19 protein-coding genes are annotated in these 22,928 nt (G+C 72.2%); 3 read left to right on the top strand and 16 right to left on the bottom strand.

Annotation, left to right across the window (positions count from 1 at the left end; genetic code table 11):
• Positions 1-101: 101 nt before the first annotated feature.
• From ACSHV8_RS11400 to ACSHV8_RS11335, 14 genes are read right to left on the bottom strand one after another with little or no spacing between them, the layout of a single operon-like run.
• Positions 102-1,967 carry a phage tail protein I gene (locus ACSHV8_RS11400; protein ID WP_436532121.1) on the bottom strand — a complete coding sequence of 622 codons (1,866 nt, stop codon included), beginning with the start codon at positions 1,965-1,967 and terminating at the stop codon, positions 102-104.
• A complete protein-coding gene (locus ACSHV8_RS11395; RefSeq protein ID WP_436532119.1) occupies positions 1,967-4,042 on the bottom strand; it encodes a putative baseplate assembly protein in 2,076 nt (691 codons plus the stop codon). The genes ACSHV8_RS11400 and ACSHV8_RS11395 overlap by 1 nt, the downstream gene beginning before the upstream one ends.
• A gap of 14 nt (positions 4,043-4,056) precedes the next feature.
• Positions 4,057-4,425, bottom strand: coding sequence for a GPW/gp25 family protein (locus tag ACSHV8_RS11390; protein ID WP_436532117.1), 369 nt, complete (start codon positions 4,423-4,425; stop codon positions 4,057-4,059).
• A gap of 24 nt (positions 4,426-4,449) precedes the next feature.
• On the bottom strand, positions 4,450-5,235 hold the full coding sequence (locus ACSHV8_RS11385) for a hypothetical protein (RefSeq protein ID WP_436532115.1): 786 nt from the start codon (positions 5,233-5,235) through the stop codon (positions 4,450-4,452).
• Positions 5,232-5,948, bottom strand: a complete 717-nt coding sequence (locus ACSHV8_RS11380) for a phage baseplate assembly protein V (protein ID WP_436532114.1) — start codon at positions 5,946-5,948, stop codon at positions 5,232-5,234. The genes ACSHV8_RS11385 and ACSHV8_RS11380 overlap by 4 nt, the downstream gene beginning before the upstream one ends.
• Positions 5,949-7,034 carry a phage late control D family protein gene (locus ACSHV8_RS11375; protein WP_436532112.1) on the bottom strand — a complete coding sequence of 362 codons (1,086 nt, stop codon included), beginning with the start codon at positions 7,032-7,034 and terminating at the stop codon, positions 5,949-5,951.
• Entirely contained in the window at positions 7,027-7,203 is a 177-nt protein-coding gene (locus ACSHV8_RS11370; RefSeq protein WP_436532111.1) for a hypothetical protein, read from the bottom strand. Before ACSHV8_RS11370 ends, ACSHV8_RS11375 begins: the two co-directional genes overlap by 8 nt.
• A complete protein-coding gene (locus tag ACSHV8_RS11365; RefSeq protein ID WP_436532110.1) occupies positions 7,200-8,414 on the bottom strand; it encodes a CIS tube protein in 1,215 nt (404 codons plus the stop codon). Before ACSHV8_RS11365 ends, ACSHV8_RS11370 begins: the two co-directional genes overlap by 4 nt.
• Entirely contained in the window at positions 8,411-8,905 is a 495-nt protein-coding gene (locus ACSHV8_RS11360) for a phage tail protein (protein WP_436532108.1), read from the bottom strand. The genes ACSHV8_RS11365 and ACSHV8_RS11360 overlap by 4 nt, the downstream gene beginning before the upstream one ends.
• Entirely contained in the window at positions 8,902-10,776 is a 1,875-nt protein-coding gene (locus tag ACSHV8_RS11355; RefSeq protein ID WP_436532106.1) for a phage tail sheath C-terminal domain-containing protein, read from the bottom strand. The genes ACSHV8_RS11360 and ACSHV8_RS11355 overlap by 4 nt, the downstream gene beginning before the upstream one ends.
• On the bottom strand, positions 10,776-11,231 hold the full coding sequence (locus tag ACSHV8_RS11350) for a phage tail protein (protein ID WP_436532104.1): 456 nt from the start codon (positions 11,229-11,231) through the stop codon (positions 10,776-10,778). Before ACSHV8_RS11350 ends, ACSHV8_RS11355 begins: the two co-directional genes overlap by 1 nt.
• Positions 11,232-11,245: 14 nt before the next feature.
• Entirely contained in the window at positions 11,246-13,132 is a 1,887-nt protein-coding gene (locus ACSHV8_RS11345; protein ID WP_436532102.1) for a phage tail sheath family protein, read from the bottom strand.
• Positions 13,133-13,148: 16 nt separating this feature from the next.
• Entirely contained in the window at positions 13,149-13,967 is an 819-nt protein-coding gene (locus tag ACSHV8_RS11340; RefSeq protein ID WP_436532100.1) for a hypothetical protein, read from the bottom strand.
• Entirely contained in the window at positions 13,964-14,539 is a 576-nt protein-coding gene (locus tag ACSHV8_RS11335) for a DUF4255 domain-containing protein (protein WP_436532098.1), read from the bottom strand. The genes ACSHV8_RS11340 and ACSHV8_RS11335 overlap by 4 nt, the downstream gene beginning before the upstream one ends.
• Before the next feature lie 95 nt (positions 14,540-14,634).
• Here ACSHV8_RS11335 and ACSHV8_RS11330 point away from each other — a divergent pair, with 95 nt between their 5' ends.
• Positions 14,635-15,621, top strand: a complete 987-nt coding sequence (locus ACSHV8_RS11330; RefSeq protein ID WP_436532096.1) for a hypothetical protein — start codon at positions 14,635-14,637, stop codon at positions 15,619-15,621.
• A 3-nt stretch (positions 15,622-15,624) separates the two neighbouring features.
• On the opposite strand, the gene ACSHV8_RS11325 is transcribed toward ACSHV8_RS11330, so the two are convergent.
• Both ACSHV8_RS11325 and ACSHV8_RS11320 read right to left on the bottom strand, forming a co-directional pair.
• Positions 15,625-16,422 (bottom strand): hypothetical protein, encoded by a 798-nt coding sequence (locus ACSHV8_RS11325; protein ID WP_436532094.1) that lies wholly within the window; start codon positions 16,420-16,422, stop codon positions 15,625-15,627.
• A 1-nt stretch (position 16,423) separates the two neighbouring features.
• Positions 16,424-20,140, bottom strand: a complete 3,717-nt coding sequence (locus ACSHV8_RS11320) for an eCIS core domain-containing protein (protein ID WP_436532092.1) — start codon at positions 20,138-20,140, stop codon at positions 16,424-16,426.
• A gap of 799 nt (positions 20,141-20,939) precedes the next feature.
• Between ACSHV8_RS11320 and ACSHV8_RS11315 the strand changes: the two genes are divergently transcribed.
• Together ACSHV8_RS11315 and ACSHV8_RS11310 are read left to right on the top strand one after the other, a co-directional pair.
• Complete coding sequence (locus tag ACSHV8_RS11315; protein ID WP_436532090.1) at positions 20,940-21,242, top strand: hypothetical protein; 303 nt, start codon at positions 20,940-20,942, stop codon at positions 21,240-21,242.
• Positions 21,243-21,247: 5 nt separating this feature from the next.
• Positions 21,248-22,894: an alpha/beta hydrolase gene (locus ACSHV8_RS11310; protein WP_436536741.1), complete on the top strand. Its 1,647-nt coding sequence runs from the start codon at positions 21,248-21,250 to the stop codon at positions 22,892-22,894.
• Positions 22,895-22,928: the final 34 nt, after the last annotated feature.

The following is a 22,928-nucleotide window of genomic DNA, read 5'->3' as shown; positions in this document are numbered from 1 at the left end:
ACGACCGCGCCTCCCGGTAGTCCGCCGGGTCATGACGGGCCGCTGAAAAGGAAGGGGCCGCCGAAGAGGAGGGGGTCGCCGCGCTGAGAGAGGTCGCCGGGTCATGACGGGCCGCCGCCGAGGAGCCCGTCGACGCCGAGGGCGGAGTCGCCGATCACGAACGGCGTCCCCAGGGCCCCGGCCAACGCCACCGTGTTGGCCCCCACCCGCATGTCCTCGCCCACCCCGGGCCCGGCCCCCAGTTCGCGGATCTCCCACGACGTGTGGGCCGGGGCATGAGCGCGCAGGATGCCCTCGACGATCCGCCGCCGATCATCGTCCAGGGCCGCCTGCAGGTAGAGCACGAACCGATGGGCCGGATCCACCTCGCCCGGTATCCGCCAGCGTTCGATCAGGGCGGGCCGGTACCCGAGGAAGATCTCCAGCATGCGGGTCAGCCCGCCCACGGTCCCCCGCGCCGCGAACAGCCGGTACGCCTCGGCGACCAGGGTTCGGCGGGCCGCTTCGGGCCAGCTGTCGTCCAGGGTCAGCCCGGTGAGCCCGGCCAGCCACGGCAGCGTCTCGGGCGGGGTCGCGGCCGGGTCGAGCAGTGCCGATCGCAGCGCCGCCTGCTCCCCGGCGTCGTGCAGCAGGCCTTCGGCCGGGGTGAGGAACCGGTACAGGAAGCCGGCCGCGACCGGGTCCCGGGACCAGTGGCGCGGCAGGTAGTCGAGCAGGCGGTGTCCGGTGCGCTCGACCCGCACCTCACGTACCCGCGGTGTCACCGCACCGGTTCCGGTCAGCCGCAGCCCGATCCACAGGTAGCGGCCGGCCGGTTGGGCCACCGGCGCCTCGTACGCCGAGGTGGAGAGCCGGTAGAGGGGCTGCCAGGTGACCTCGCCCCACAACGTGGCCGGTGGCAGCGGCGGTGTTCCGGGCCGGCCGGTGATGCCGCCGCGGGCCGGTGGCGACGTGTCGAGCGGCTGGGTGACGTCGTCCTCGTCGGTGGTCAGGGCGGCGATCTCGACGGTGGTGCCGACGGGCTGGCTCGCGTCGAGGAAGACGCGGCCCCACCGGTTGCGGTAGCGGCCGCTGTCCAGGCGGTAGCCGATCACGGTGCCGGACGGCCGGTAGTCGGCGGCCGAGCCGGCGGTCCAGCCCACCCCGCCGGCGGTGCTGAATCCGACGGCTCCGTCGGCGCTGACCGCCACCGCCCCGCCGTCGTACGTGTCGGCCCGCACCGGCTCGATCTCCCGTCCCGCGGCGAAACGCCGGAACGGCCGCCCGGGCTCACCGGCGACGACGAGCACGCCGTCGGGGGTGACGGCGAAGCCGGTGGCCCCGTCCGGTTCGAGGACCACCGTGCCGTCGGTACGGCAGATCAGCGCCACCCGTTCCTCCGGGTGCCGCCACAGCACCAGGTCCCCGCCGTCGCCGAGCCGCCACGGCCGCAGGCCTTCCGGGCAGCGCGGCCCGATCACCGGGGTGCGGCGGCGGTCGCGCAGCCACACGATCTCGACGGGTTCCTCGGTCAGCACGGCGACGTCGTTCCCGGCCACGGCCAGGTCGATGGGGCGGCCGGGCCCGACCGGGGTGGTGCCGACCCGTTTCTGCGTGTAGATGTCGACGGTCACGATCTGGCCGCTGCCGTCGTGCGCCGCGTAGAGCCGCTGCTCGGCGTCGACGGCCAGGGCGACCGGCCGTCCGGCGTCGGCCGCCGGGAACGGTTCGACCTCGACCGGCGACAGGTGGCGCCAGACGTGGCCGGTGTCCGGGCCGCGGTTCACGTAGGCGTGTCCCCACTGGTCGAACGCCAGCCCGCACCGCGCCGGCGGACCGGCCGCGACCGCCGGTGGTTCGAGGTCGGGCCAGGTCAGCTGGATGCCGCCGCTGTCGCCGGGGCCGGCGAAGACCGCGGTGCCGGTGTGGTGGCAGCGGCTCCACTGGTCGAGGTCGGTAAGGACGTTCAGGCCCCGGTCGGCGCTCATCAGCAGTCGGACGGCGGGTAGGCCACGATGTGCCGGGTCGCCGGGGGCGGCGGTGCCGGGGCGGGGGCGGGCGCGCCCGAGGTGCCGGCGCTGACGTCGAGCGCGGTGATCGACGGCACCTGCAGCGGCCCGAGGTCGACGGTGTCGGCCGGGGTGGACTGTCCGGCCGGGCGTAGGGTGAGCGTGTCGACGTACTCGACGCCCTCGACCTGCCCGGCGACGGCGACCAGTTCGGCCGCGCGGACGGTCCGGCCGAGGGGCCAGCCCGCGCCGTCCGGCCCGTACGGCGGCAGCGGCGCCAGGTACTGCCGCAGGATCAGCGCGACCCACCGCCGTACGGCATCGATCTGATAGCCGGACCGGGTGACCACCCGGACGGCCAGGGTGATCTCCCGGTAGTCCGGTGCCACGACACCGATGCGGGTGGTGATCAGCCGCCGCGCGTCCAGGTACGCGGCGACCCGGCGCAGCAGGCCGGCGTCGGGCCGCGGCGCGTCGGGGTGCCGGGTGTCGGCGACCGGGAACACCACCACCGTGACCTCCCCGGGTCCGGCCGGCAACGGTTCGGCCCGGCCCACTCCCGGCACGTCCAGGGTGAGCGCGCGGAAGTCGTCCGGGGTGACCGCGCGGTCCCGCCGGTGCACGGTCGCCGGGGCCCGGTCGAGCGCGTCGGCCAGGGTTTGCGCGTCGCCGCCGCCGGAGGCGGGCAGCGGGTTGCGCACCTTCACACCGCGCCCGTTGACGACGGCGGTGATGGCGTCGGCGGCGACGTTGCCGGCCGCACCGCCGCCGTACCGGTAGGACAGCACCCGGATCCGGCCGCCGATCTGCGGGCGGCGGGTGCCGGGGCCGCCGAAGTGGATGATCCCGGGCGCGCTCTCCACCCGGTAGTGGCGGTCGTCGCGGCCGCTGCGGCTCAGGTCGTCGACCTCCTGCCAGGCCTGCCAGCCGCCGACCTCCTCGACCTCCAGGCGCACGGTTCCGGGGATCACGTCCGGCTTGGTCAGCGGATAGTTCTGCCCGGCCTCGCCGGTGCCGGTGCCGAGCAGTTCGGGCGCGGTGACGGTACGGGTCTGGGTGGCGTCGACCGCGTTGGCGCCGACCCAGCCGACCCTGGGCATCGGCGGGAGCGGGGCGTTGCCGGGCGGGATCGGGCGGGTGGCCCGCAGCCACAGGACCACCGGGTCGGCCAGGACGGGCGGGTCGTCCTCGGTGCCGCCACTGACCAGGACCGGCGACAGCACGGCCGGCATTTCCAGTTGCACCACGCCTGTGCTGGTCAGACCGCGGGTGGTGTCGTGCAGGACGGTGAGGTCGGTCCATTCGCCGGGCCCGTCCCAGCGCTGCCAGAGCATGCCGGGCGGGTCGTCGGCGAAGGCCAGTCCGGCTTCCAGGGTGGGCCCTTCGAGCTCGCCGACCTGATCGTCCACGGCCACGCCCAGGAACACCGACTGGCCGGCCAGCAGCCGCAGGTCGGTGTGCCGGGTCGGGGTGAGCGCCACCCAGAGCGCGTGGTCGGCGGTGGCCTCGACGTCGATGACACCACCGGCGGGCAGGAGAACCGTCTCGTACGCGATGGTCCCCTGCACGTCGGCCGGGCCGGCCGGCAGGTTGGCCCGGCGCAGCGCGTCCAGGATCCGCTGCCGTTCGGCCGGGGTCGCGGACGCGCCGGTGACGCGCACGACCTTGCCCGCCCCGGTCGCGCCGATCGGCCACACGTACACCTCGCCGGTGGTCTCGAAATCGATGCTGCCCGCGCGCAGTCCGGTGCGGGCGAGCAGCTGTGTCCCGGCCGGGGTGGTGGTGACCGCTTCGACCAGGGCGGTCGCGGCGACGGCGGGTCGTGGTTCGGCGCCGAGCAGGTTGAGGAATGCGGTCTTGGTGGCGTCCGGGATCTGGTTGAGGCGGAACAGCACGCTCTCGCCCAGGTAGGCGAAGAGTTCCAGCAGCGCGATGCCGGGGTCGCTCTCGTTGTGGTCGGTCCACTCGGGCGCGTAGACGCGGATCCGGTCGATGAGTTCCCGCCGGAGATCCTCGTAGGACCGGTCGTCCAGGACGGGCTGGATCAGCGGCATCGCGCGGCACCCCCTCAGCGCAGGTAGAACGGGTAGACCAGGTTGTCCGGACGCTGGTCGAGCAGCTGGACCCAGGAGATGTCGATCCAGACAAGTGCAGGATCGTCGCCGGGCGTCACCGCAACGTTCGTGAGCCGGATCCGCGGTTCCCACCGGGTCAGCGCCTCGGTCACGTCCTCCTGGATGGCCGCCCTGGTCACGGCGCTGTTGGGGGCCATCAGATGGCGGCGCAGCCCGCAGCCGAACGCCGGGAGCATGATGCGTTCGCCCGGTTCGGTGTCGAGGATGATGCCGATCGACTGCCGGACCAGGTCGAGGCCGGTCACGTAGGCGAACGGCGCGACGGGGAACCGGAATCCGTTACCGAGCCAGTCGGTCGTCATCCGCCGATGCTGCCGCGCCGGGCGTCACGGGTCCGTCGCGGGCATCCGGAGCGTCGCGATCCGCATCGGCGCCCCGGGCCCGCTCACCCACAGTCCGGGCGGGCAGAACGGCCGGCCGGCCGGTGGTGTCCACCGCACCACGCAATGCACCCGGTACGTCCAGGCCGGATCGGCGTCGCCCGGTTCCCGGAACGGCGCATCGGTCGGCAGATTTCCGAACCATTGCCGGCGTACGGGATCAGTCCGCCGCCACATCGGGTATTCGCGCTCGCCCGGGATCTCCCGCCGCTGCCAGACCGGGCTGATCGGCCACCACCCCACGGGGTCGAGCCACGCCTGCCGCCGTCGCCGCGCCCCGCGCCGCCGCATCAGCCGCCGGTACCGCAGCCGCAGTCCGGCCGGGATGAACGCCTCCGCCTCGACGAGATCCCGCAGGTCCCGCCCGTCGATGCGCCGCCCCGGGTCCACCGCGATCTGCCGGGCCAGCCGGATCAGCGACGCGCCGGGCACCACCTCGTAGCGTTCGCGCCGGACCACCAGGCTGACCCGCAGCGCGTCGGCCGTGTCCGCGGTCAGGTCGGTCGTCACGGCGTAGAACCGGCCGTGGTTGGGCTGGAACGCCGTCGGGTGCGGCACCGGGAACGCGGTGCGGGCCACCTGCTGGTCGTCCAGGCGCGGCACGTAGTAGCGCCACACCTCGGGCGCCCCCAGCCCGGGCCCGGCCGGGTCGGCCAGCAGCTGCGGCACCCAGTCGGGCCGGTCGTAGCGCACCACCACCGGCGCCCGCACCCGCACGGACGGCCGGCTCACAGGATGTTCCCGACACCCGGCGAGTACGAGGGCGACACCACCGACGTCGTCGCGATGATCGTGGTCGCCTGCAGGACACCGCTGAACGTGGCGATCGGCGCCGACACGCTGACCATCGGCGCCGTCACGGTCACCTGGACGTTGCCGCTGACCTGCACGGCGGTGGCGGTCAGGGTCACCGAGCAGCCCAGCCCGTGCGACACCGTCAGCTGGGCCCGGTCCATGGTCACGTGGTGGCCGGCCGCGGTGCGTACCTCGGCCGAGCCGTCCCCGTCGTCCAGGACGACCTTGTTGCCGCCGCTGGTGGTCACGGTGATCTTGGCGCCGGCCGCGCCGTCGTCGAACTCCAGGCTGCTGCCCGACCGGGTTTTCAGCACCCGCAGGTCGTTCGCGTCGTCCGGGGTCCGCGGCTGGCTACGCACGCCGTTCCAGGCACAGCCGATGACGTACGGGCGTCGCAGGCTGCCCGCCTCGAACGCCACCACGACCTGGCTGTCCACCTCGGGCACGATCTGCAACCCCTGCTGGTCGTCGGCGTACGGCGAGCAGAGCGTCGCCCAGGCCCGCACGTCCCGGTCCCCGTCCGCGCCCAGCCAGGGGAAACGGACCTCGACCCGGCCCAGCGAGTCCGGGTCGACGATGTCGGTGACCAGCGCCGGGTAGACACCGAAGTAGCCGGGCGCGCCGCCGTCGACCGGCGTGGGCATGGACATTCAGCTCACCTCGTTCAGGCTGGGCCGTTCGGCCTCGAAGCGGGTGCGGAAACCCTGCGGCGGGTCGAACAGGTGGCAGACCTTGGTGACGTAGTAGCCGGATCCCTCGAACGGCGCCCCGACGTGCCGCAGCGTGAGCCGGCTGCCGACCACCATCTCCGGGGTGCCGCGGGTGACGCCGTGCGCGGTCACGAACCGGCGGGCCCGGCGCAGCATCTCGGCCCGGGACCAGGCGGTCGCCTCGTCGGCGGTCAGCGCGGCCTCCCGGACCCGGTAGGAGACAGCATCGCCGAGCGCCTTGGCGACCAGGCGTGGCCCGGACCGCCCGGCGGTGATCTCGGCGTCGGCCGCGTCGGCCCCGGCCCGCTCCTCGATCGTCTTGCCCGAGGTCGCGTCGTAGCCGGTGACGACCACCTCGCTGCGCTGCTCGGCCAGGTCGGCGGTGAGCCGGGCGCAGAGCAGGTCGACGCCCTGGGTCAGGGTCAGCGTGGTGCCCGGCCGGTCGGTGCGCGAGCGGAAGTGCAGGGTGCGGCCGGTGGCCCACAGCTCGGCCCGGATCAGCCGGGCCCGCTCGCGCAGGAACGCCAGGTCGCTCTGGTTCCACTGCTGGACGACGTCGTAGCGGGGGCCGTCGGCGCTGACGTCGGCGGTCAGCCCGTGCTCGCCGGCCAGTTCGGTGGCGATGTCGGCGTCGGTCGCGTCCAGGTAGGTGCGCATCCGGCGGGTCATCCGCAGCCGCATCAGCACGTCCTCGGCCAGCACGACCACGGCCGGCGGATCGCCGTCACCGAAGACCGCCTGCAGCGCCGACACCTGACCCTCGAAGATGTGCCGCTGGTTGCCCTCCGGGCCGATCGTCACCCGCAGCGTGCGCCCGAAGTCGACGGTCGCGCCGTCCAGGTGGTACATCGCGCCGGGCGGGCCGACCGCGTGGCCGCCGACCGCGATGAACTCGGCGCGCAGCCGTTTGAGGCCGTCGACCCCCTCACTGACCTCCAGGCTCGCGCAGTCGCGGGCCAGCGGGCGGACCAGGTCGCCGTCGACCGTGAAGGCGGGCGCGACCGGGGAGAACAGTGCCTCAGTCATCGAACGCCTCGGCGGCCAGGCGGGCGGTCAGGTCCCGCTCCCGGCGCAGGTCGTCGCGCAGCTGCTCGGCCAGCTGGGCGGCAGTCCGCTGCGGGCCGGGCGTCTCGGCGGGCGCGGCCGGGGGCTGCGCGGAGACGTCCGAGTGCACCTCCCCGATGTGCACGCTCATGGGGTCGGCCTCCAGGACGGTCCGGTGATCGGGGCGGATCGGATCGCCCCGGGCGGGAGGGCGGCGGCCACGAACGTACGCAAAGGAATGTTTTGTCCATAGGTCAGGGAGCGCGGGTCGGGCACCGTCGGCGCGGCTCCCGGCACCGCGAAGGCGGCGCGGGCGGCGGCCGTGCGCGCGACCGCCTGCTCAGTCGCCACCCGGGCCGCCGCGGCCGCTGTCCCGCCGGCCGCGGCCAGGGCGAACCCGGCCGCCCGCCGGGCATCCCGACCGGCCGCGGCGACGTCGGAGGCGGCAGCGCGGACCGCACCCGTGGCGTCGGTGAGCGCCGGCCCGCCACCACCGGTGATCCCCAGGGCGGCGGCGAGCCGGCCCGGGTCACCGGTCGCGCCGGTCGCCGCGAACCCGGAGGCGTGCCCGACGGCCACGGTCGCGGCGGCCAGCTCGGGACCGACCGTGACCGGTGCGCCCTCGGGCAGGGCGAGGGGGTCGTCGAGGCCGTTCATCAGCGACCGCCACGCGGCCGGATTCCCGCCCACCCGGGCCGCGAGCTGCGCGGCGCTCTCACCATTACGAGCAACTTCGACTTTGCGTACGGCGGTGGTCCCGGCCGTCCCCGGCCCCGCCGGTGTCCCCGCGGCCTGCGCCGGGTCGGTCCCGTCGGCCGCGTCGATCAGGGCCGGCCCCTTGCGGGCCTGTTCCAGCCGCTGGTCCACGCCCTGCAGCGTGATGCTCAGTATGGCCCGCGCCGGCGTGCTGTCCGGCGGCAGGAAGTACGTCAGTTCCTCGCTGAGCTGGGTCACCACCCCGCTGAAGCGCAGCGTGCCGAAGACGAACAGGAGCGCGGGCGGGGCCGGCCGGCTGTTGTCGGCCGGTGCCTCGACGAACTGCCGGATCGGGGCGGTCACCGCCCGCACGTCGACCGGGTTTCCCGGGTCGCCCAGTTCGGTCGTGTCGAACTCCAGGTCGAAGCTGAGCGTCGCCTTGCCCACGCCGGTGTGCTGCCGGTTCTCGCTGCCCGCGGTCTTGCCGCCGACGTCGAGGCTGCCGGTGTGCTGCAGGCGCAACCCGGCCGGGTTGAACGGGACGACGATGGCGTTGCCGTCGGTCTGCTGGGTGCCGCTCTCCCCGGCCCGGCCGCCGGCCTGCTTCTTGAGGCGGAACAGGTGGGCGCGGCCCTGCGGCACGGCCGGGCCGGTGGGTGCGGTCATCGTCGGGTTCCTCCGCTTCCGGACGGGTCGAGGCGCAGTCCCTCGTGGGCGATGTGCAGTTCCTCGATGGCGATCTCGCCGGTGCGCGCGTCCAGGGCCGGCCCGGAGATCCGCATCGGCAGGCCGCGCTCGAAGTGCCAGACCGCCATCGCCTCCTCGCCGAACGGGGGCATGACGGTGACGACCCCGTCGTAGCGGCGGACCGGACGGACCCCGGCGATGGTGTCCCGGAACCAGTCCCACAGTTCGGTGCCGGCCCGCCCGGCCCGGTCCGGGGCGAACATGCCGCGCTTGAGCACGACCGGGGTCAGTTTGACCCGGCCGGGCAGTCGCGTGATCCGGTCGTTGACCCCGCCCTGCAGGATGTCGTGCAGGTCGGCGTCGAGGCTGAGCCCGGAGCACTCGGCGAAGCCGCCGTCGCCCAGCGGCGAGCCGTCCACGCTGGAGGTCAGCGCGACGTGGAAGCTGAACGCCCGCAGCAGCTCGGTCATCGGGCCACCTCGTCGGCGGTGACGCTGCCGTTCGCGGCCAGGGCGAAGCGCAGCAGCAGATACTCGATCGGCTCGCTCGGGTTCACGCCGACCTCGATGAACAGCCGGCCCTGCTCGACCGTCTCGGGCGTGTTCAGGGTTTCGTCGCAGTGCACGAAGAACGCCTCGGCCTCGGAGCCGCCGTTGAGCGCCCCGGCCCGGAACAGCCCGGACAGCATCGTGGTGACCTGCAGGCGCAGCGACGTACGCAGAGCGGGGGTGTTGGCCTCGAACAGGGCGCTCTCCAGGCGCCGGGCGACCGACAGGCGGATCCAGGTCATCAGCCGGCGCACGCTGAGCTGCCGGTACGCGGGATCGGCGGACAGGGTCCGGGCGCCCAGCAGGCGGACGCCGTCACGCTCGGGCCGGAATACGTTGATGCCGGCCCGGTGCAGCAGGCCGTGCTGCTCGTCGGTGAGCACATCGGTCACCCCGATCGCGTCGGCCGCCAGCTCGTTGGCCGGTCCGGTGGCGACACCGGCGCGCCGTTCCCGGGCGGCGATGATGCCGGCCGCGAACGGCGACGGCGGCGCGACCACCGTCGTACCGTCGGGCCGGACCGTGCGCAGCCACGGGTGGTAGGCGGCGACCCGGTCGCTGCCGAAACTGGCCCGCCAGGCCAGGATCCGGGTGCCTCGCAGGTGCGGGGGCACGTCGAGCAGGACGATCGCCGGACGGTCGGGGCCGGTGCGGGCGACCAGGCCACGCTGGCGGGCCAGGATCTCGGTGTCGTCGTCCAGGACAGCCGGCGGGGTGGGGGCCGGGGCCGGCGGCGTTTCCGGTTCGGGTGGCGTGCAGGGCCGGAACCGGGGGCGGAAGTCGTGCGGCGGGTCCGTCCGCTCCGGGGCCGGCGCCGCCGTGGGGGTGGCGTGCAGCAGGTCGGGGACGACGATCAGGCCGAGCTCGCCGATGACCGGGTCGAGCGCGTCCACGCCGGGGCGGGTCTCCCCCGGATCGTTCGGTGCCGGGTAGCCGTCGAGGAACGAGCTGCCGGTGATCTCGTCGTAGCGGTCCCGGCCCGGATGATCGATCACGGTCACGGCCGGGCTCAGGTCGGGGGTGGCGGGTTCGATCCGGTCGTCCCAGGGGCCGTGCGGGCGGACCAGCAGCGACTTGTCGGCCAGGACCGTGCCCGTCCAGCGCGGGTGGGCCGGGCTCAGACCGAGGCCGTCGTGACGCTCCTGCACGCCGGCCGCGGTGACGGTGACCGATGCGGTGACGACCTCGGCCGAGCCGGGCGGGACCGGCCGGTCCAGAGTCAGCACGGTCTGCCGGGTGCCGGACTCGGTGGTCCGGTCGACGACCCAGCACAGGAACGGTGGGTCCTCTTCACCGGGCCGACGGAGCGGGACGATGCGCAGCAGTGATCCGACCGGCACGCCGAGGCCGGCCGGCGGCGTGATCCTGTCGGCCGCCACCCGGGTGATCGGAAACCGCCCGGTGACGACATGATCGATCCGGGCGGTGAGGGAGTTGCCCCAGCTGCCCTCGTCGCGAGCGGCGAGCCGGACTTTTCCCCCGGCGAACACCAGGACCGCCACCGCGGTGTCGTCGGCGACCGGCGGGGCGACCCGGACCACGTACGCCCGGGCCCCGCCCTGCCGGAAGAACGTCGCCACCGCGTCCCCGAGCCGCCCCGGCGACCCGCCCGGCTCACCGAACCGGTGCACGTACTCGGCCCAGCTGCGCACGGCCAGGGGCTCGTTCACCGGCCCGCGGGGCGCGATGCCGACGATCCCGGCCACGTCGAGGCGGACCGGCTGGTCCGGCGGCGGCGCCGACACGGCCGGCACCTGGTAGATGCCGGGCGCCCCGAGCTGGACGACGGTCATCAGAGCGTCTCGAAGTCCACGCGCTCGGCCACGAGGTGCAGTTCCTCCATCGCGACCTCGCCGCCGCCCTTGCCGGCCAGGGTCGGCCCGACCCACTTCTTGGGCTGGGCGAACCGCAGCGTCCAGGCGCACACGGCCGCGCCGGCCTCGTCGTGCAGGATCACCTGGACGGTACGGGGATCGAAGCGCCCCTCCCGGGTCGCCTGCAGCCACGCGAACAGCCGCAGGTCGCCGATCACCCCGCGTTTGAGGGTCACGTCGTCGGTGGTGTTGGTGTTGGCCACCTTCCGTACGTGATTCTCCTTGTCGTTGCCGTTGCGGTACTCGGCGTACTTGACCTCGTTGCCCAGCCCGCTCACGTCGGAGAAGCCGCCGGCGATGGTCTCCTCCCCGCCGGCCTCCCCGAGTTTGACCATGAACTTGAACGAGCTGTACGGGTTGTCCCGGTAAGCCATGACCTATTCCCTCCTCAGCTGCGCTGCGCGTCGGCGGTCCACTGGCCGATCCGGAAGATCACGAACTCGGCCGGGTAGGTCGGCGCCACCCCGACCAGGCAGATCAGCCGGCCGTTATCAAGATCGTTCTGGCTCATGGTGGACCGGTCGCAGCGCACGAAGTACGCCTCCTCGGGCCGCCCGCCCAGCAGCGCGCCGTCACGCCACTGGATGAACAGGAAGTCCTCGACCGAGCGGCGGATCGACGCCCAGAGCCGTTCGTTGTTGGGTTCGAACACGGCCCACTGGGTGGCCTTGTCGATCGAGTGCTCCAGGAAGATGAACAGCCGCCGCACGTTGACGTACTTCCACTCCGGATCGGAGCTGAGCGTGCGCGCACCCCACACCCGGTTGCCGCGGCCGGGGAAGAACCGCAGCGCGTTGATGCCCTCCGGGTTGAGCGTCGACTGCCGGTCGAAGGTCACGTTGGTCTCGATCCGGCGGATGCCGCGGATCACCTCGTTGGCCGGGGCCTTGTAGACGCCGCGTTCGATGTCGCTGCGGGCGTAGATGCCGGTCACGAACCCGGACGGCGGCAGCCGCAGCACCGGCGGCGGGGCGCCCGCGTCGGGCACCACGGTCGGGTCGATGATCTCCACCCACGGGTAGTAGAGGGCCGCGTACCGGGAGTCGAACTGGGCCCGGAACTGCCGTACGTCGGAGATCGAGCTGTCCTTGGGCGGGTCGACCACGGCGATCCGGTAGCGCTGCCGTTCGGCGTGCTCGACAAGCAGCCCGACCGCGGTCATGTCGGCGCCGAACCGCACCGAGTCGGGCATGGCCACGATCGCCACGTCGTCCACGTCGGTCAGCGCGTTGAGCCCGGTCGCGCCCTGCCGCGGGTCGTCCGGGTTGCTCTCCTCGCCGCCGAAGTCGCCGACGGCCGGGTCGGCGCCGTCGTTGCCGCCGGTCAGGAAGCCCTGACTGTCGTCGTCGAGCAGGGCGGTGAGCAGACCGGCGGCGGCCTCGACGGGCCCGGGCGCGTCGTCGTCATCGTCGTCCGGCGGGGGCGGCAGCCGCAGCCAGACCAGGGCCAGGTCGTCGGCGCCGTCCTTGAGGCTCAGCGTCCGGGTGATCGACCGCGGGTGCTCGGGGTGCACGGCCAGTTCGGAGTAGGTGTCCGACCGGGTCCCCCAGGTCACCACCACCTGCAGTTGCAGCTGGTAGGCGCGGGTGTCCTCGCCGATCTCGACCACACCGTCGTCGTCGGTGAGCCGCAGGTCGTCGCCGATGCGCTGGACCAGCCGGATGTCGTCCGCGTCGGGCGCGCCGGTCGGCACGTCCTCGTCGTCGGTGACCTGGACCAGGTCGAACGGCCGGACCGTGCTGAGCCGCAGGAAGTCGCCGTCGCCGTTGCGGACGATCACGTTGCGGCCGCGGCGCAGGGTCACCTCGACCTTGATCTCCTGGCCGGCCGAGCCGGGCCAGCGGGCCCGCCAGGTGGGCCGCACCGGCGGTTCGGCCCCGGGCACGGCGGCCGGTTCGGCGCCGACCGGCCGCCGGGCGAAGCACAGGTCGAACGTGCCCACGTTGATCGCGCCGTCGGCCCGCGGGAAGTTGAAGACCCGGGACACGTAGAGGCGGCGGCCGCCGTTGGCGAAGTAGGCCCGCGCGGCGAACGCCAGGTAGTTGGTGTCGTCCTTGACCGGGCCGAGCCCGCCGAACGCACGCTCGAACTCGCCGTAGCTGGTGATCAGCGGGGGCGGCTGCACGACGTACTCGTCGTCGGTCAGGCGGTAGGAGATCGGCCCGTACCGGGTCAGGCCGGCCAGGCCCAGCGTGCTGGTGGCCACGCCTTCGATGGACCGCGCCCGGAAGCTGGTCTCCTCCACGTAGACGGCTGGGGTCAGATATTCGGGCACGCCAGGCCTCCTCGGCTCACTGCGGATCGAATTCCAGGGTTGCGATCTGGGGGTCCAGCCGGCCGACGGTCAGCTGGACGGGGTGCGCGGTAAGCCCGGCGGCGAACGGGCCCGGCGGCCGGTCGCCGCGCAGCAGCGGGTTGTCGAGGTCGGCGGCGACCGGCGGGTTGGACGAGCGCGTCACCGGTTCCAGCGGCAGGCTGTCGAAGCGCCGGGCCGGATCGGTCACCGGCACCACCGCGGGGTCGGCCCGCACGATCAGGTCGAGGCCGAGGGTGGCGGTGGCGACCTGGTAGGAGTCGGTGACGACGAGCAGGAACTCGCCGCGCTCGTCGGCCGCCGCGAGGACGTCCGGGCGGCCCGGGCGGGTGCCGGTGATCCGCGCCCACGGCACCGGTTTCCCGGCCCGCACGACCCTTCCGCGTACGGCGGTGGCAGCCGGCGGGATCGGGGCGGCGACCCCGGGCAGCAGCCACGGGCGCAGCACCCGGCTGAGCACGGGCAGGTCGGTGCCGGTCTTCTCGGCGGCCTTGACCTCGGCCAGGGTCCAGAGCGGGACTTCGAGGCGGCGCGGAACATAGCGCCGGGCCTGATCCCAGAACCGGATCCGTACCGTCGCGGCGAGACGTGGGCCGTAACCGAGCCGGAAACGGCCCCCGAAATGCGGTTCGAGGGCAATTCCGGGCGGCCGGGGGTCGTACGGGAAAAGCGTCCTTGGATTGTGCTCTTCCTGCTCCCTCTCCACGATCAGCTCGGTGGAGGCGGCCCGCCGCCCGGTGAGCGCGTCGAACGGTTCCACGCCCAAGGCGAGCCGGTGCAGAATCTCGACGGTCATCCCGCGCTCACGCTGCCGACCGCGCCCGGGATCGGACGGTGAGAACCGGAAAGAACAATGACCCGGGCGACGTACGGAAGACACAGCCGATATTTGGTGACCAGCGCCTGAAAGGCCTCGGACATCGTGTCCAGGCTCAGATTGTCGGTGACGATCTGCACCGCCTCGCCGGGCGCCCATTCGCCGTCCTCGTGCAGCATCGGCCCGGTCAGGATCGGTTCGCTCTCCAGCAGCCGGGCGGTGAGCCCGAGCCACTGCAGTTCGAACGCGGCGTCGTTGTCGAACGCGAAGACCAGCACGTGCATGCGCAGCGGCAGGTGCGGCACGCCGTCGGCCGTGCTCACGGCCGACCAGCCGGGCCGGGTGTCGCCGTCCACCGACACCCGGTAGCAGTAGAGGGCGATCGCCGGGATCTGGATGCGCGCGTTCGGGGTGCCCACGTTGTCCAGGTCGTCGCTGGTGACCAGCTGCACGCCGGGCCGCCGGCCGCCGGGCAGCACCTCGCCGATCCGCCGGTCGAGCAGCTCGACGAGGCTGCGCGCGACGGAGGCGAGAGCACGGTATCCGGCCATGCCGCGAAGCATCCGGGGCCGCCGTCACCGCACCGTCGCTCCTCGGCCACCGGCCGCGACGGCCCGGTGACGGCGGACGCGAAGACTGCGGCTTCATGAGGAAATCCGTCTACGACCAGGAGTCCGAGAGCCATCCACCGGCCAGGCCCGCCCCCACCGGCGGCGGCACCCCGCCCGAACCGATCAGCCACCCGCCGGCCCACAAGGAGGACGACTACCCCGACGAGCCCGGCTGGGGGCGCCGCCGCCGCGACCGCGATCTGACCGCGCTGGACAAGCTGCGCTGCGAGTTCGAGGGCGACAAGAAGAAGTCCGACTACTACACGAGCATCGAGAAGGGTCTGCAGGACCGCAAGGCGCTGTTCGAGACGTCGATCGCTGCGTACGAGAAGGCCCGCGCCGCCGCCGAACCGGCCCTGAAAACCGCCCGCAACACCATCGAGGACCTGCTCAAGAAGCTGCGCTGCATCAGCGGCTGCGACCGGGAACTGCTCGACGAGGCCTGGAACGAGGTCCTCGTCCGGGTCGAGAAGTGCTCGTCCGAGAACGGTGGGCCGTGCATCGACGACGACTGCAAGTTCGACGACAAGGTGTGCGACGTGGACCTGGACGCCTTGCGGGCCCGCAAGGCGTCCTACGACGCGCGGGTCACCACGGCCGAGACGACGTTCGACACGCTGGCCGGCGAGCCGGCCGCGCTGACCGGGCGGATCACCTCGCTGCAGGCCGAGGTCACCGCGGTCGGCAAGGACCTCGGCGCCGAGACGCCGGTGGATCCGGAGCTGACCTACATCAAGGCCCTCGTCGCCGAGTACCACGCCGAGAAGGAGCAGATCTGGGCCGGCTTCGCCTATCCGAACGCGTACGAGGACTGCCTGCGCCGCTGCCTACGCTGCTCGATCCGCGGCCGGCGGGCGCTCACCGAGATCGTCGGCGAGATCGCCGTCCAGGAGTGCAAGGCCGCGAAACGGCGGGCCCGGTGCACCGCCCTGAAGCTGGACCTGGCCGGCGAGACCAAGAAGGAGGCCGACGAGCTGCGTGAACGCAAGGAACGTCACAAGAAACCGGCGCCCGCGGCCTGACCGTCAGACAGTGAGGGCGACTCCCCGCCGCCGCGCGGCCACGGTCAGCGCGGCGCGGTCCCCGGCGCCCAGCGGGTTGGCGCGCGCGTCCAGCTCCCGGAGGTGATCGAGCCGCAGCAGCGCCTCGACGCCGCGCGCCGTCAGCTGGTTGCGGCCGACGAGAAGTCGCCGCACCGGCGCGATCCACGGCGCCGCGGCGAGCCGGAGCGCGCCCTCGTCGCCGAGGATGTTCCCGTAGAGATCGAGGCGTTCCAGCCGCGGGAAAGGCACGCCCGGCACCGTCGGGACCAGCGCGTTCGCCTCCAGTCCGACGCCCGCCAGCTCCAGCGCGGTCAGACCGGGATGCCGCCCCGACCGCAGCAGAGCGCCGAGTGCGTCGTCGCCGAGCAGCGTCGCGCGCACGTCGAGCCGCCGGAGCCCACCCAGCCGGGGCGAGTCGACGAAGGTCCGCCAGGCCGCCTCGGTCACGTCGGAATTCAAGATCCTCAAACAGACCAGATCATCGACGTACGGCGATAGAGCGACCGCGCTGAGCTCCGCGCTCCCCCGATGCCCGCGCCGATAGATCTCCAGCGTCCGCACGAGCACCGTGACGTCGGTCAGCCCGCCCTCCGACGTGAACGCGATCCGCGCCTCGTCACTCCACGAGCCCAGCAGCCCACGGACCCGTTCGAGTTCCCGGGTGCGGGCCGCGCCGGGCGGCCACCGCGTGAAGACGTCACAGATCCGGTTGAAGCCGCTCCGGCTGTTCGCCCTCACATGGGGAGCCAGTTGAGCGATCCAGTCGTCGTCGCCGGCCACGTCAGGGCACCGGGAGGAATCGAAGGATCTTCCGGTCGGCGGTGATGACCAGGAGCTCCTTGAGACCGTCGACCCGTTGCCGCTCGAAGGTTCCCCGCAACACCTCGGGATAGCCGCCCCAATACTTGAGGTTGACGACTATCCGCCGAGCCTGGCGCGCCTTGACCTTTGCCTTGACCATACTGCGGATGTCGCCGGGATCCTTGTCGACGGAGTTCGGCGAATAGCAGTCGAAGACCCGGCCGCCGACCAGGTAATCCGGACGTTTCACGAGGTTCAGATCGTCGCCGGCCGCTTCCCCGGCCTTCTCCGCGGCCTCTTTCGAGGGATTCTGCTCCACCGCGTAGCCCTGACTGGCCAGGATGTCCGCGGCCTCGTTCTCGGCGACGTCGCTCATCCGGTCCACACCCTTCTTCCGGAGTTCGGTGCGCTCACCGGCCGGGATGCCGCCGATCGGGCCCGTCGGGTGAGTCGTCTCGTCCTGGGCCAGGATCCCGGCGCCCGACGGCGTGTACCGATCGAGAATCGCGGTGAGCGCGGCGAACCGGTCCTCGGACAGGTCGCCGCGGACCGCGCCGGCCGGGTCGAGATAGCCGCCGGCGTCGACCTCGTCCAGCAGCTTGCGGTAGACGTCGGCGTCCAGGGTGTCGCGCAGGGTGAGCATCCGCTCGGTGGCCACCCGCTCGCGGGTCTGCTCGGGCAGTTCGGGCACGTTGACCAGGGCGACGTCGAACGGGTCGGTCTCGTCGTACCCCTCGACCCGGTTCTTGAACTCCTCGTCGGTGGCCCGGGTGAAATCGTGCAGCGGCTCGATGGCGGTCAGGTGGCCGAAGATCCGGCCGCGGTCCGGGACCAGCGCCGGATTGTCGTGCCGGGCCCACTTGGCCAGCGGCGGCGCGTCCAGGTTGGCGTCCACGTCGAACTTCTGCGGGTTGAACCGGATGTGCTGCTTCGGCGGGCCCTTGAAGCCGGTGGCCAGGCTGCCGATGTAGTCCAGCTGCCCGACCGTCCCGCCCAGATCGACGCCCGGGAGCGCGTGGCGCTGCCGGCCCACCCAGAGCAGCAGCTGGGTCCGGGCCGGCGGCCAGAGCCGGGCCAGGATCCGGTTGACCTGCAGGATCGCCGACCGCCAGGCGGCCCGCCACAGCTCGGTGCCGGTCCGGTGGACCCGCTCGACGATCTCGTCGACGGTCTCCGGCGAGCCGGTCGCGGTGGCGTACCACCGGGCGATCTCCCGGTTCAGCCGGTCGATCTCGGCCGCGATCTCGCCGAGCACGACCCGCCGGTACTGTTCGCCGGCCTGACCGGTGTCGCCCTCGCGCAGGTCCCGGACCTCCTCCTTGTAGGTCTTCCCGCTCGCCTTGAGCCGATTGAGCCAGACCACGCGGCGGGTCTCCAGGCCGAACCGGGCGAACTCCGGCACCAGGTCCGGGTGCTGGGTACCGATCACGATGCCCCAACTGTCGAGCCGGTTGTAGACCAGCCGGAACGCCTCGAAGATCGGGGCGTCGTCGGGCCGGCGCAGACTCTTCGGGTCCCGGTCCGGGTCGAGGCCGAGATCGCGCCGCCGGTTCCCGAAACGGCTGATCATGTCGTCCTCGAGGGGCCCGCACACGTCCGGCGGAAGATCGCCCTTCGCGCAGCGTTCCAGCAGCTCCTCCTCGGACAGGCCGCCGAGGTCGTCGCCGCGCGGCACCAGCCGGACACTGTCGGCGAACCGGATCGTGCCGTCGTGCGGCGGACCGCCCACCGCCCAGGACATGCAGTCGCCGGCCAGGTGGTGGCAGAGACATTCCACGTTGGCGGCCATGTGCCACGGCATGATCGGGGCCCACGGGCTGTCCTTCTCGCCGTGCTCCTGGGCCGCCCAGTCGAACGCGGCGTCGTGCTGGCGGCAGCCGTCCGCGGTGTTGCCGATCGTGAAACCGGTGTACTCCCACACCTCGCCGGTCGCCGGGTCGGTGATCCGGCGGACCCGCGGCGGGGTGCACGCGTCGCAGCTGCGCCCGCAGGCCCCGCGGCAGCCGGCCCGGCTGGCCCGCTTCGGGTAGCGCTCGTAGACCTCCAGCGGGCCGGCCAGCCGGTCACCCGGGCCGTAGGGGCCGGTCCAGCTCCATCGGCCCCCGTTGTCGTACGGGAAAAGGTCGAAGTCCTTCATGAGGCCGCAGAGCCGATCGAGGATCCGGCAGTCCTGCCTGAACCCCTCCCGGCCGAGCCGCAGACCGATCTGTTCGAGCGGCACGTCCAGGCGCTCCGGCGGGTGCACCTGCCAGGTGAAACGCGGCTTGCGGAACAGTCCGACGTCCACGCCGACGTCCAGGCCGAACCTCGTGCCGATCTCGCCGTGCCAGGCCTGCGGCATCCAGTAGAGCCGGCACAGGTTCTCACCGCGGAGGTCCAGCTGCCCGTAGGCGCCGAGAAACGCATCGGCGCCGACCCCGAGTTCGAGCTGCTCATGCTGGTCCAGCTTCATGCCGCGCCACCCGCCGGCCAGGGTGCCACCGGCGGTGAGGCGCCCACCGACGAGACCGCGCACCAGACCGGCCGCGCCACCCTCCAGCCCGAGAACCGGCAGCTTGATCGGCACCGGGATCTCGCCGAGCATCACGACACCCTTGAGTTCGAGATCCCCGCGCAGGCCGGCCCGCAGCTCCGCGCTCAACGCGCCCCCGGCGACCGCGGTCAGCGTCCCGCTCACCCTCGACGTGCCCAGCGGATCCACCACGATGCGAACCCCGCGCAGACAGAAAGGACCCAACTGCAGGGCAAGCTTCGGTACGAGGGTGGCCTTGATCCCCACGTTGCCGGTGAGCGCGACCGTGCCCAGCGGCAACGCGGCCACCGTCACCATCCAGGAGTCCGAGCTGGTCGGCAGCGCGACATCGGCCGTGAACTCGCCGATGCAGAAGTCCGGCGGGGTGATCACCAGGCCCTCGTCGGTCACGGTGACCACACCGGTGACGGCGTCCCACGCGTCCCCGGCCTGATCCGCGACCCAGCCGGCCGCGCTCTCGGCACCCCGATACGCCGCCTCGGCGCCCGCCTTCGCCCCCTCGTAGACGGCCTCCCCCGCATCCGCCACCATCTCGGCGGCGTCGCCGAGATCAGGCAGGCGTTGCACGGCCCCCGGCGTCTGCTGAACGGTATGGGTCAGCTCGTGCGCCATCAGCGGCACGTCGAGATCACTCTGCCCGGCCCCGAGAAAAATGTCGTGCCCGTGAGTGAACGCCTTGGCCCCGATCGACCGGGCCGCGCTGTGACTCGCGGCGTCGGAGTGCACCCGTACGTGGGAAAGATCCGTCCCCAACCGGGGCTCGACCGCGGAACGCACGTGCCCGGCCACCGGCCGCCCGGCCGACGGCGACGAGATCAGCTGGTGCAGCGCGGGATCCCCGACCGGCTCGACAGCGGCCGCAGGCAGACGCCGGATCGGAGGCGGCGGGCCGCCACCCAGCGACGACGCCACGTCGGCGGCCTGCCGCTCGTACGGATCATGAAGGGGTCCGACGGCGACCGCATGACGTTGCACGTGCAGGCGCTGAAGATCCTGCTCCAGGCCGGCCTCCTTGGCCTGCGGCGAGCAGCCGCACGACGAGCCGATCCCGCAACGCTGGATCCACGCGGGCCAAGGGGCGGCCCGGTTCGCGGCCGGCTTCTCCGCACGCTCCGGCGCCTGGGCGGCGGGCCGCTTGACGGCGGCCGAGAAGGCCGGGCTCATCGCTCACCTCCGCCGCCCAGCCTCCCAACTCCCCCGTCACCACCCCGTCACCGCGCCGCGGGTCCCGAAAGCCGCAGCGGTTCCGGCTTCTCCCGCTCCTCGCGCATCAGCAAGGCGCTCGCCTCGACAACTGCGGAGCGGTCCGCACGAGTGGCGCTGAAACTCAGCGACACAAACCTGACCCGACGACCGGTGGTGCTGAAACCGGCTGACCCCCGGCGCTCGAAGTCTGTTCCGGCACAAGAAATGTGGAGAGGAAGTCAGTCGTCGAACTCGAACCCGGTGGCGGCGGCCAGATCAACGAGTTGCCGCAGTCTGCTCTCTTCGGTTCCGACTTTGCGCAGTCGAGCGGTCAGGTCTTCGAGTACGGCGCGGTCGCTGTAGGCACAGAAGGCTCCGCCTTCCGGATCGGGCGAGAATCGCCCTGTTCTGGCTCATGGTCTTCGCAAACTCATGATCACCAGCAGGCCGCACCCGTCCTACATGGACCCCGGCATCCCGTCGAATCCCGCCTAAGACCCCAGCTCAAGCGGCCCTCAACCGACTACGCAACCGCCCTGGTCGAGGGACACAGCGGGCGTTTAACCTCAGCAAACATGCGTAGCGCGCGGCCTGCTCAGCAAACCCGTTGCATCTCCTCTGCACACCAGCTGGATCTTGCCGGTGGGCACCTCGTCGAAGCCCCCGGATGGTCAACGTCCGTGAATGAACCTCTACCTCGGCCGTCCCGTGAACCAGGGCATCCATGGTGGTGTAACTCCTATCGAGTGCGGAGTTCGTTCGGGGGAGGGAGACGCTGGTGCAGACCGCTTCGCTCACAGTGGACGTCGATGCCCTGCGCGGCATCGGGGTGAAGGCCGGTGCCGTGGCGACGGCACTGCGCAACGCCACAACAGCAGCGGAATCCCGGCTCGCCGTACCCATTCAATTCGGCTCTACGGCGGCCAAGGCCACCCAGGTCGCGGCGAAGGCCTGGCTCGACGATCTGCGGCGGCTGGCCGGGGACGTAGCCACCTTCGGCACCGGGCTGACCAATGCTGCCCGGGACTATCAATCGGAAGACCAGGCGTCCGCGGAACAGCTTTCGCAGGTCCCCCGATGAGCGAGATGACCCTACGGGCGCTTCTCGCCACGGAAATCAGGCCGTGGCATACCGCGGCGGATCAATGGCACTGGCTCGCTCAACGTATCGACGACGCCGCCGAACAGTTGATCAGGGGAGTCCGGGACTTCCCATACGCATGGCCGAGCGGCGCCGGGTCGGCTGCCGCCGCGGAGACAGCCAGCGATCTGCGCGCCGAGGTCAGCAACACCTACAACCCCGCGAAACGAATCCACGACGCCCTGGAACAGCACGCCTACGGCATGCAAGCGCTGCAACAGCAGGCGGAACAGATCATGGGATCGGCCCGCCAGGCTGGTTACACAGTCGATACCGAGGCAATGACCATTACCGCTCCCGCTTCGGCCTACTCGGCCGGTAACTTGGCGCACACCGCGCAGGAGACCGGCACGCTGCTCAACGACCTGCGTGCCGTGGTCGAGCGGGCACGCGCGCTCGACGACTCGACCGCGAACGCGATCCAGGTCAACACGCCCTCGCCTGCGTCCGGCTTCGGAACCTCAGAGCTGGCGGGAATCTCCCGAGCAGACCTCGAAGCGCAGGCGGGACGATCACCGGTCGAGGTCCAGGCGTGGTGGGAGTCGCTGACCCCACAGCAGCAGGAACAAGCGATCTTGGAGTTCCCCGACCTGGTGGGCCGGATGGACGGCATTCCGGTCAGCGACCGTGACGTGGCGAACCGGTCGATCCTGGCGCGCGACTCCGGCAACCTGAAGCAACGCCTCACCGACATCGATGACCGGACCAGATATCTGAACACCTTGCTGGACCAGCACCGCATCTACGAGGCATATCCCACCGCAGGCAACCCTCTGGGCGCAGCGCTGGCCGAGCTGCAACAGCTCGGTGACGAACGCACCCAGGTCGCGGGAAAGGTCAGGGGGCTGGACGCCATCGCTGCCCGGCTGGCGAACTCCGAACTTCCGCAGGCGTACCTCATCGGCCTGTCCAGCGCCGATGACGGCCGGGCGATCGTCTCCGTCGGTGACCCGGATACCGCCGATAACGTCCTCACCTACGTCCCCGGGACCGGCGAGGATCTCTCCAAGGTCCGGGGCGGAATACAGCGCGCCGACATCATGGCCAGCGACGCCGCCGCCGCGGATCCCAAAGCCACCACAGCCTCGATCTACTGGTTCGACTACGACGCCCCCGACGCGATCCCGAACGCAGCCGCCTCGCACTACGCCGAAGACGGCGGCCCCACGCTCGACCGTTTCCAGGACGGGCTACGAGCCACTCACGACGGCGCCGACCCGTCCCGCAACACGGTGCTCGGCCACAGCTACGGCTCGACTGTCATCGGTCATGCAACCATGGCAAAAGACTTCGCCGCCGATGCCGTGGTCTTCGTCGGCTCCCCCGGCGTCGACGTCAACCACGCCTCCGACCTGAGTGGTATCGACGCCGGCAAGGTGTACGCGACCCGGGCCCAGTACGACATGATCCGGATGGTTCCCGACCTGGACATTGCGCACGGCAACGATCCGAGCGACCTGGACTTCGGTGCTCGCGTGTTCGCCAGTGACCCCGGGAATCCGGACAATGAGGGCGCGACTCACTCCGCCTACTGGGAGCAGAACAACATCGCCCGCAAGAACATCTCGTACATCGTCACCGGCAAGCTGTGACAAGGAGCCCTGATATGGCAAGGCGACGACTCGG

This window comes from Actinoplanes sp. HUAS TT8 (assembly GCF_051380535.1).
In the GTDB taxonomy this organism is placed as follows: Bacteria; Actinomycetota; Actinomycetes; order Mycobacteriales; family Micromonosporaceae; genus Actinoplanes.
The sequence above is the reverse complement of the archived record's forward strand: the minus strand, read 5'-3'. Positions and strand labels throughout refer to the sequence as shown.

What these genes read in the sequence shown, in the direction of transcription:
- ACSHV8_RS11320 (WP_436532092.1), bottom strand. Translation starts at nt 20,140, where the DNA reads ATGAGCCCGGCCTTCTCGGCCGCCGTCAAGCGGCCCGCCGCCCAGGCG.
- ACSHV8_RS11310 (WP_436536741.1), top strand. Translation starts at nt 21,248, where the DNA reads ATGACCCTACGGGCGCTTCTCGCCACGGAAATCAGGCCGTGGCATACC.
- ACSHV8_RS11370 (WP_436532111.1), bottom strand. Translation starts at nt 7,203, where the DNA reads ATGAGCGTGCACATCGGGGAGGTGCACTCGGACGTCTCCGCGCAGCCC.
- ACSHV8_RS11395 (WP_436532119.1), bottom strand. Translation starts at nt 4,042, where the DNA reads ATGCCGCTGATCCAGCCCGTCCTGGACGACCGGTCCTACGAGGATCTC.
- ACSHV8_RS11360 (WP_436532108.1), bottom strand. Translation starts at nt 8,905, where the DNA reads ATGACCGAGCTGCTGCGGGCGTTCAGCTTCCACGTCGCGCTGACCTCC.
- ACSHV8_RS11355 (WP_436532106.1), bottom strand. Translation starts at nt 10,776, where the DNA reads ATGACCGTCGTCCAGCTCGGGGCGCCCGGCATCTACCAGGTGCCGGCC.
- ACSHV8_RS11330 (WP_436532096.1), top strand. Translation starts at nt 14,635, where the DNA reads ATGAGGAAATCCGTCTACGACCAGGAGTCCGAGAGCCATCCACCGGCC.
- ACSHV8_RS11350 (WP_436532104.1), bottom strand. Translation starts at nt 11,231, where the DNA reads ATGGCTTACCGGGACAACCCGTACAGCTCGTTCAAGTTCATGGTCAAA.
- ACSHV8_RS11390 (WP_436532117.1), bottom strand. Translation starts at nt 4,425, where the DNA reads ATGACGACCGACTGGCTCGGTAACGGATTCCGGTTCCCCGTCGCGCCG.
- ACSHV8_RS11380 (WP_436532114.1), bottom strand. Translation starts at nt 5,948, where the DNA reads ATGTCCATGCCCACGCCGGTCGACGGCGGCGCGCCCGGCTACTTCGGT.
- ACSHV8_RS11375 (WP_436532112.1), bottom strand. Translation starts at nt 7,034, where the DNA reads ATGACTGAGGCACTGTTCTCCCCGGTCGCGCCCGCCTTCACGGTCGAC.
- ACSHV8_RS11340 (WP_436532100.1), bottom strand. Translation starts at nt 13,967, where the DNA reads ATGACCGTCGAGATTCTGCACCGGCTCGCCTTGGGCGTGGAACCGTTC.
- ACSHV8_RS11400 (WP_436532121.1), bottom strand. Translation starts at nt 1,967, where the DNA reads ATGAGCGCCGACCGGGGCCTGAACGTCCTTACCGACCTCGACCAGTGG.
- ACSHV8_RS11335 (WP_436532098.1), bottom strand. Translation starts at nt 14,539, where the DNA reads ATGGCCGGATACCGTGCTCTCGCCTCCGTCGCGCGCAGCCTCGTCGAG.
- ACSHV8_RS11365 (WP_436532110.1), bottom strand. Translation starts at nt 8,414, where the DNA reads ATGACCGCACCCACCGGCCCGGCCGTGCCGCAGGGCCGCGCCCACCTG.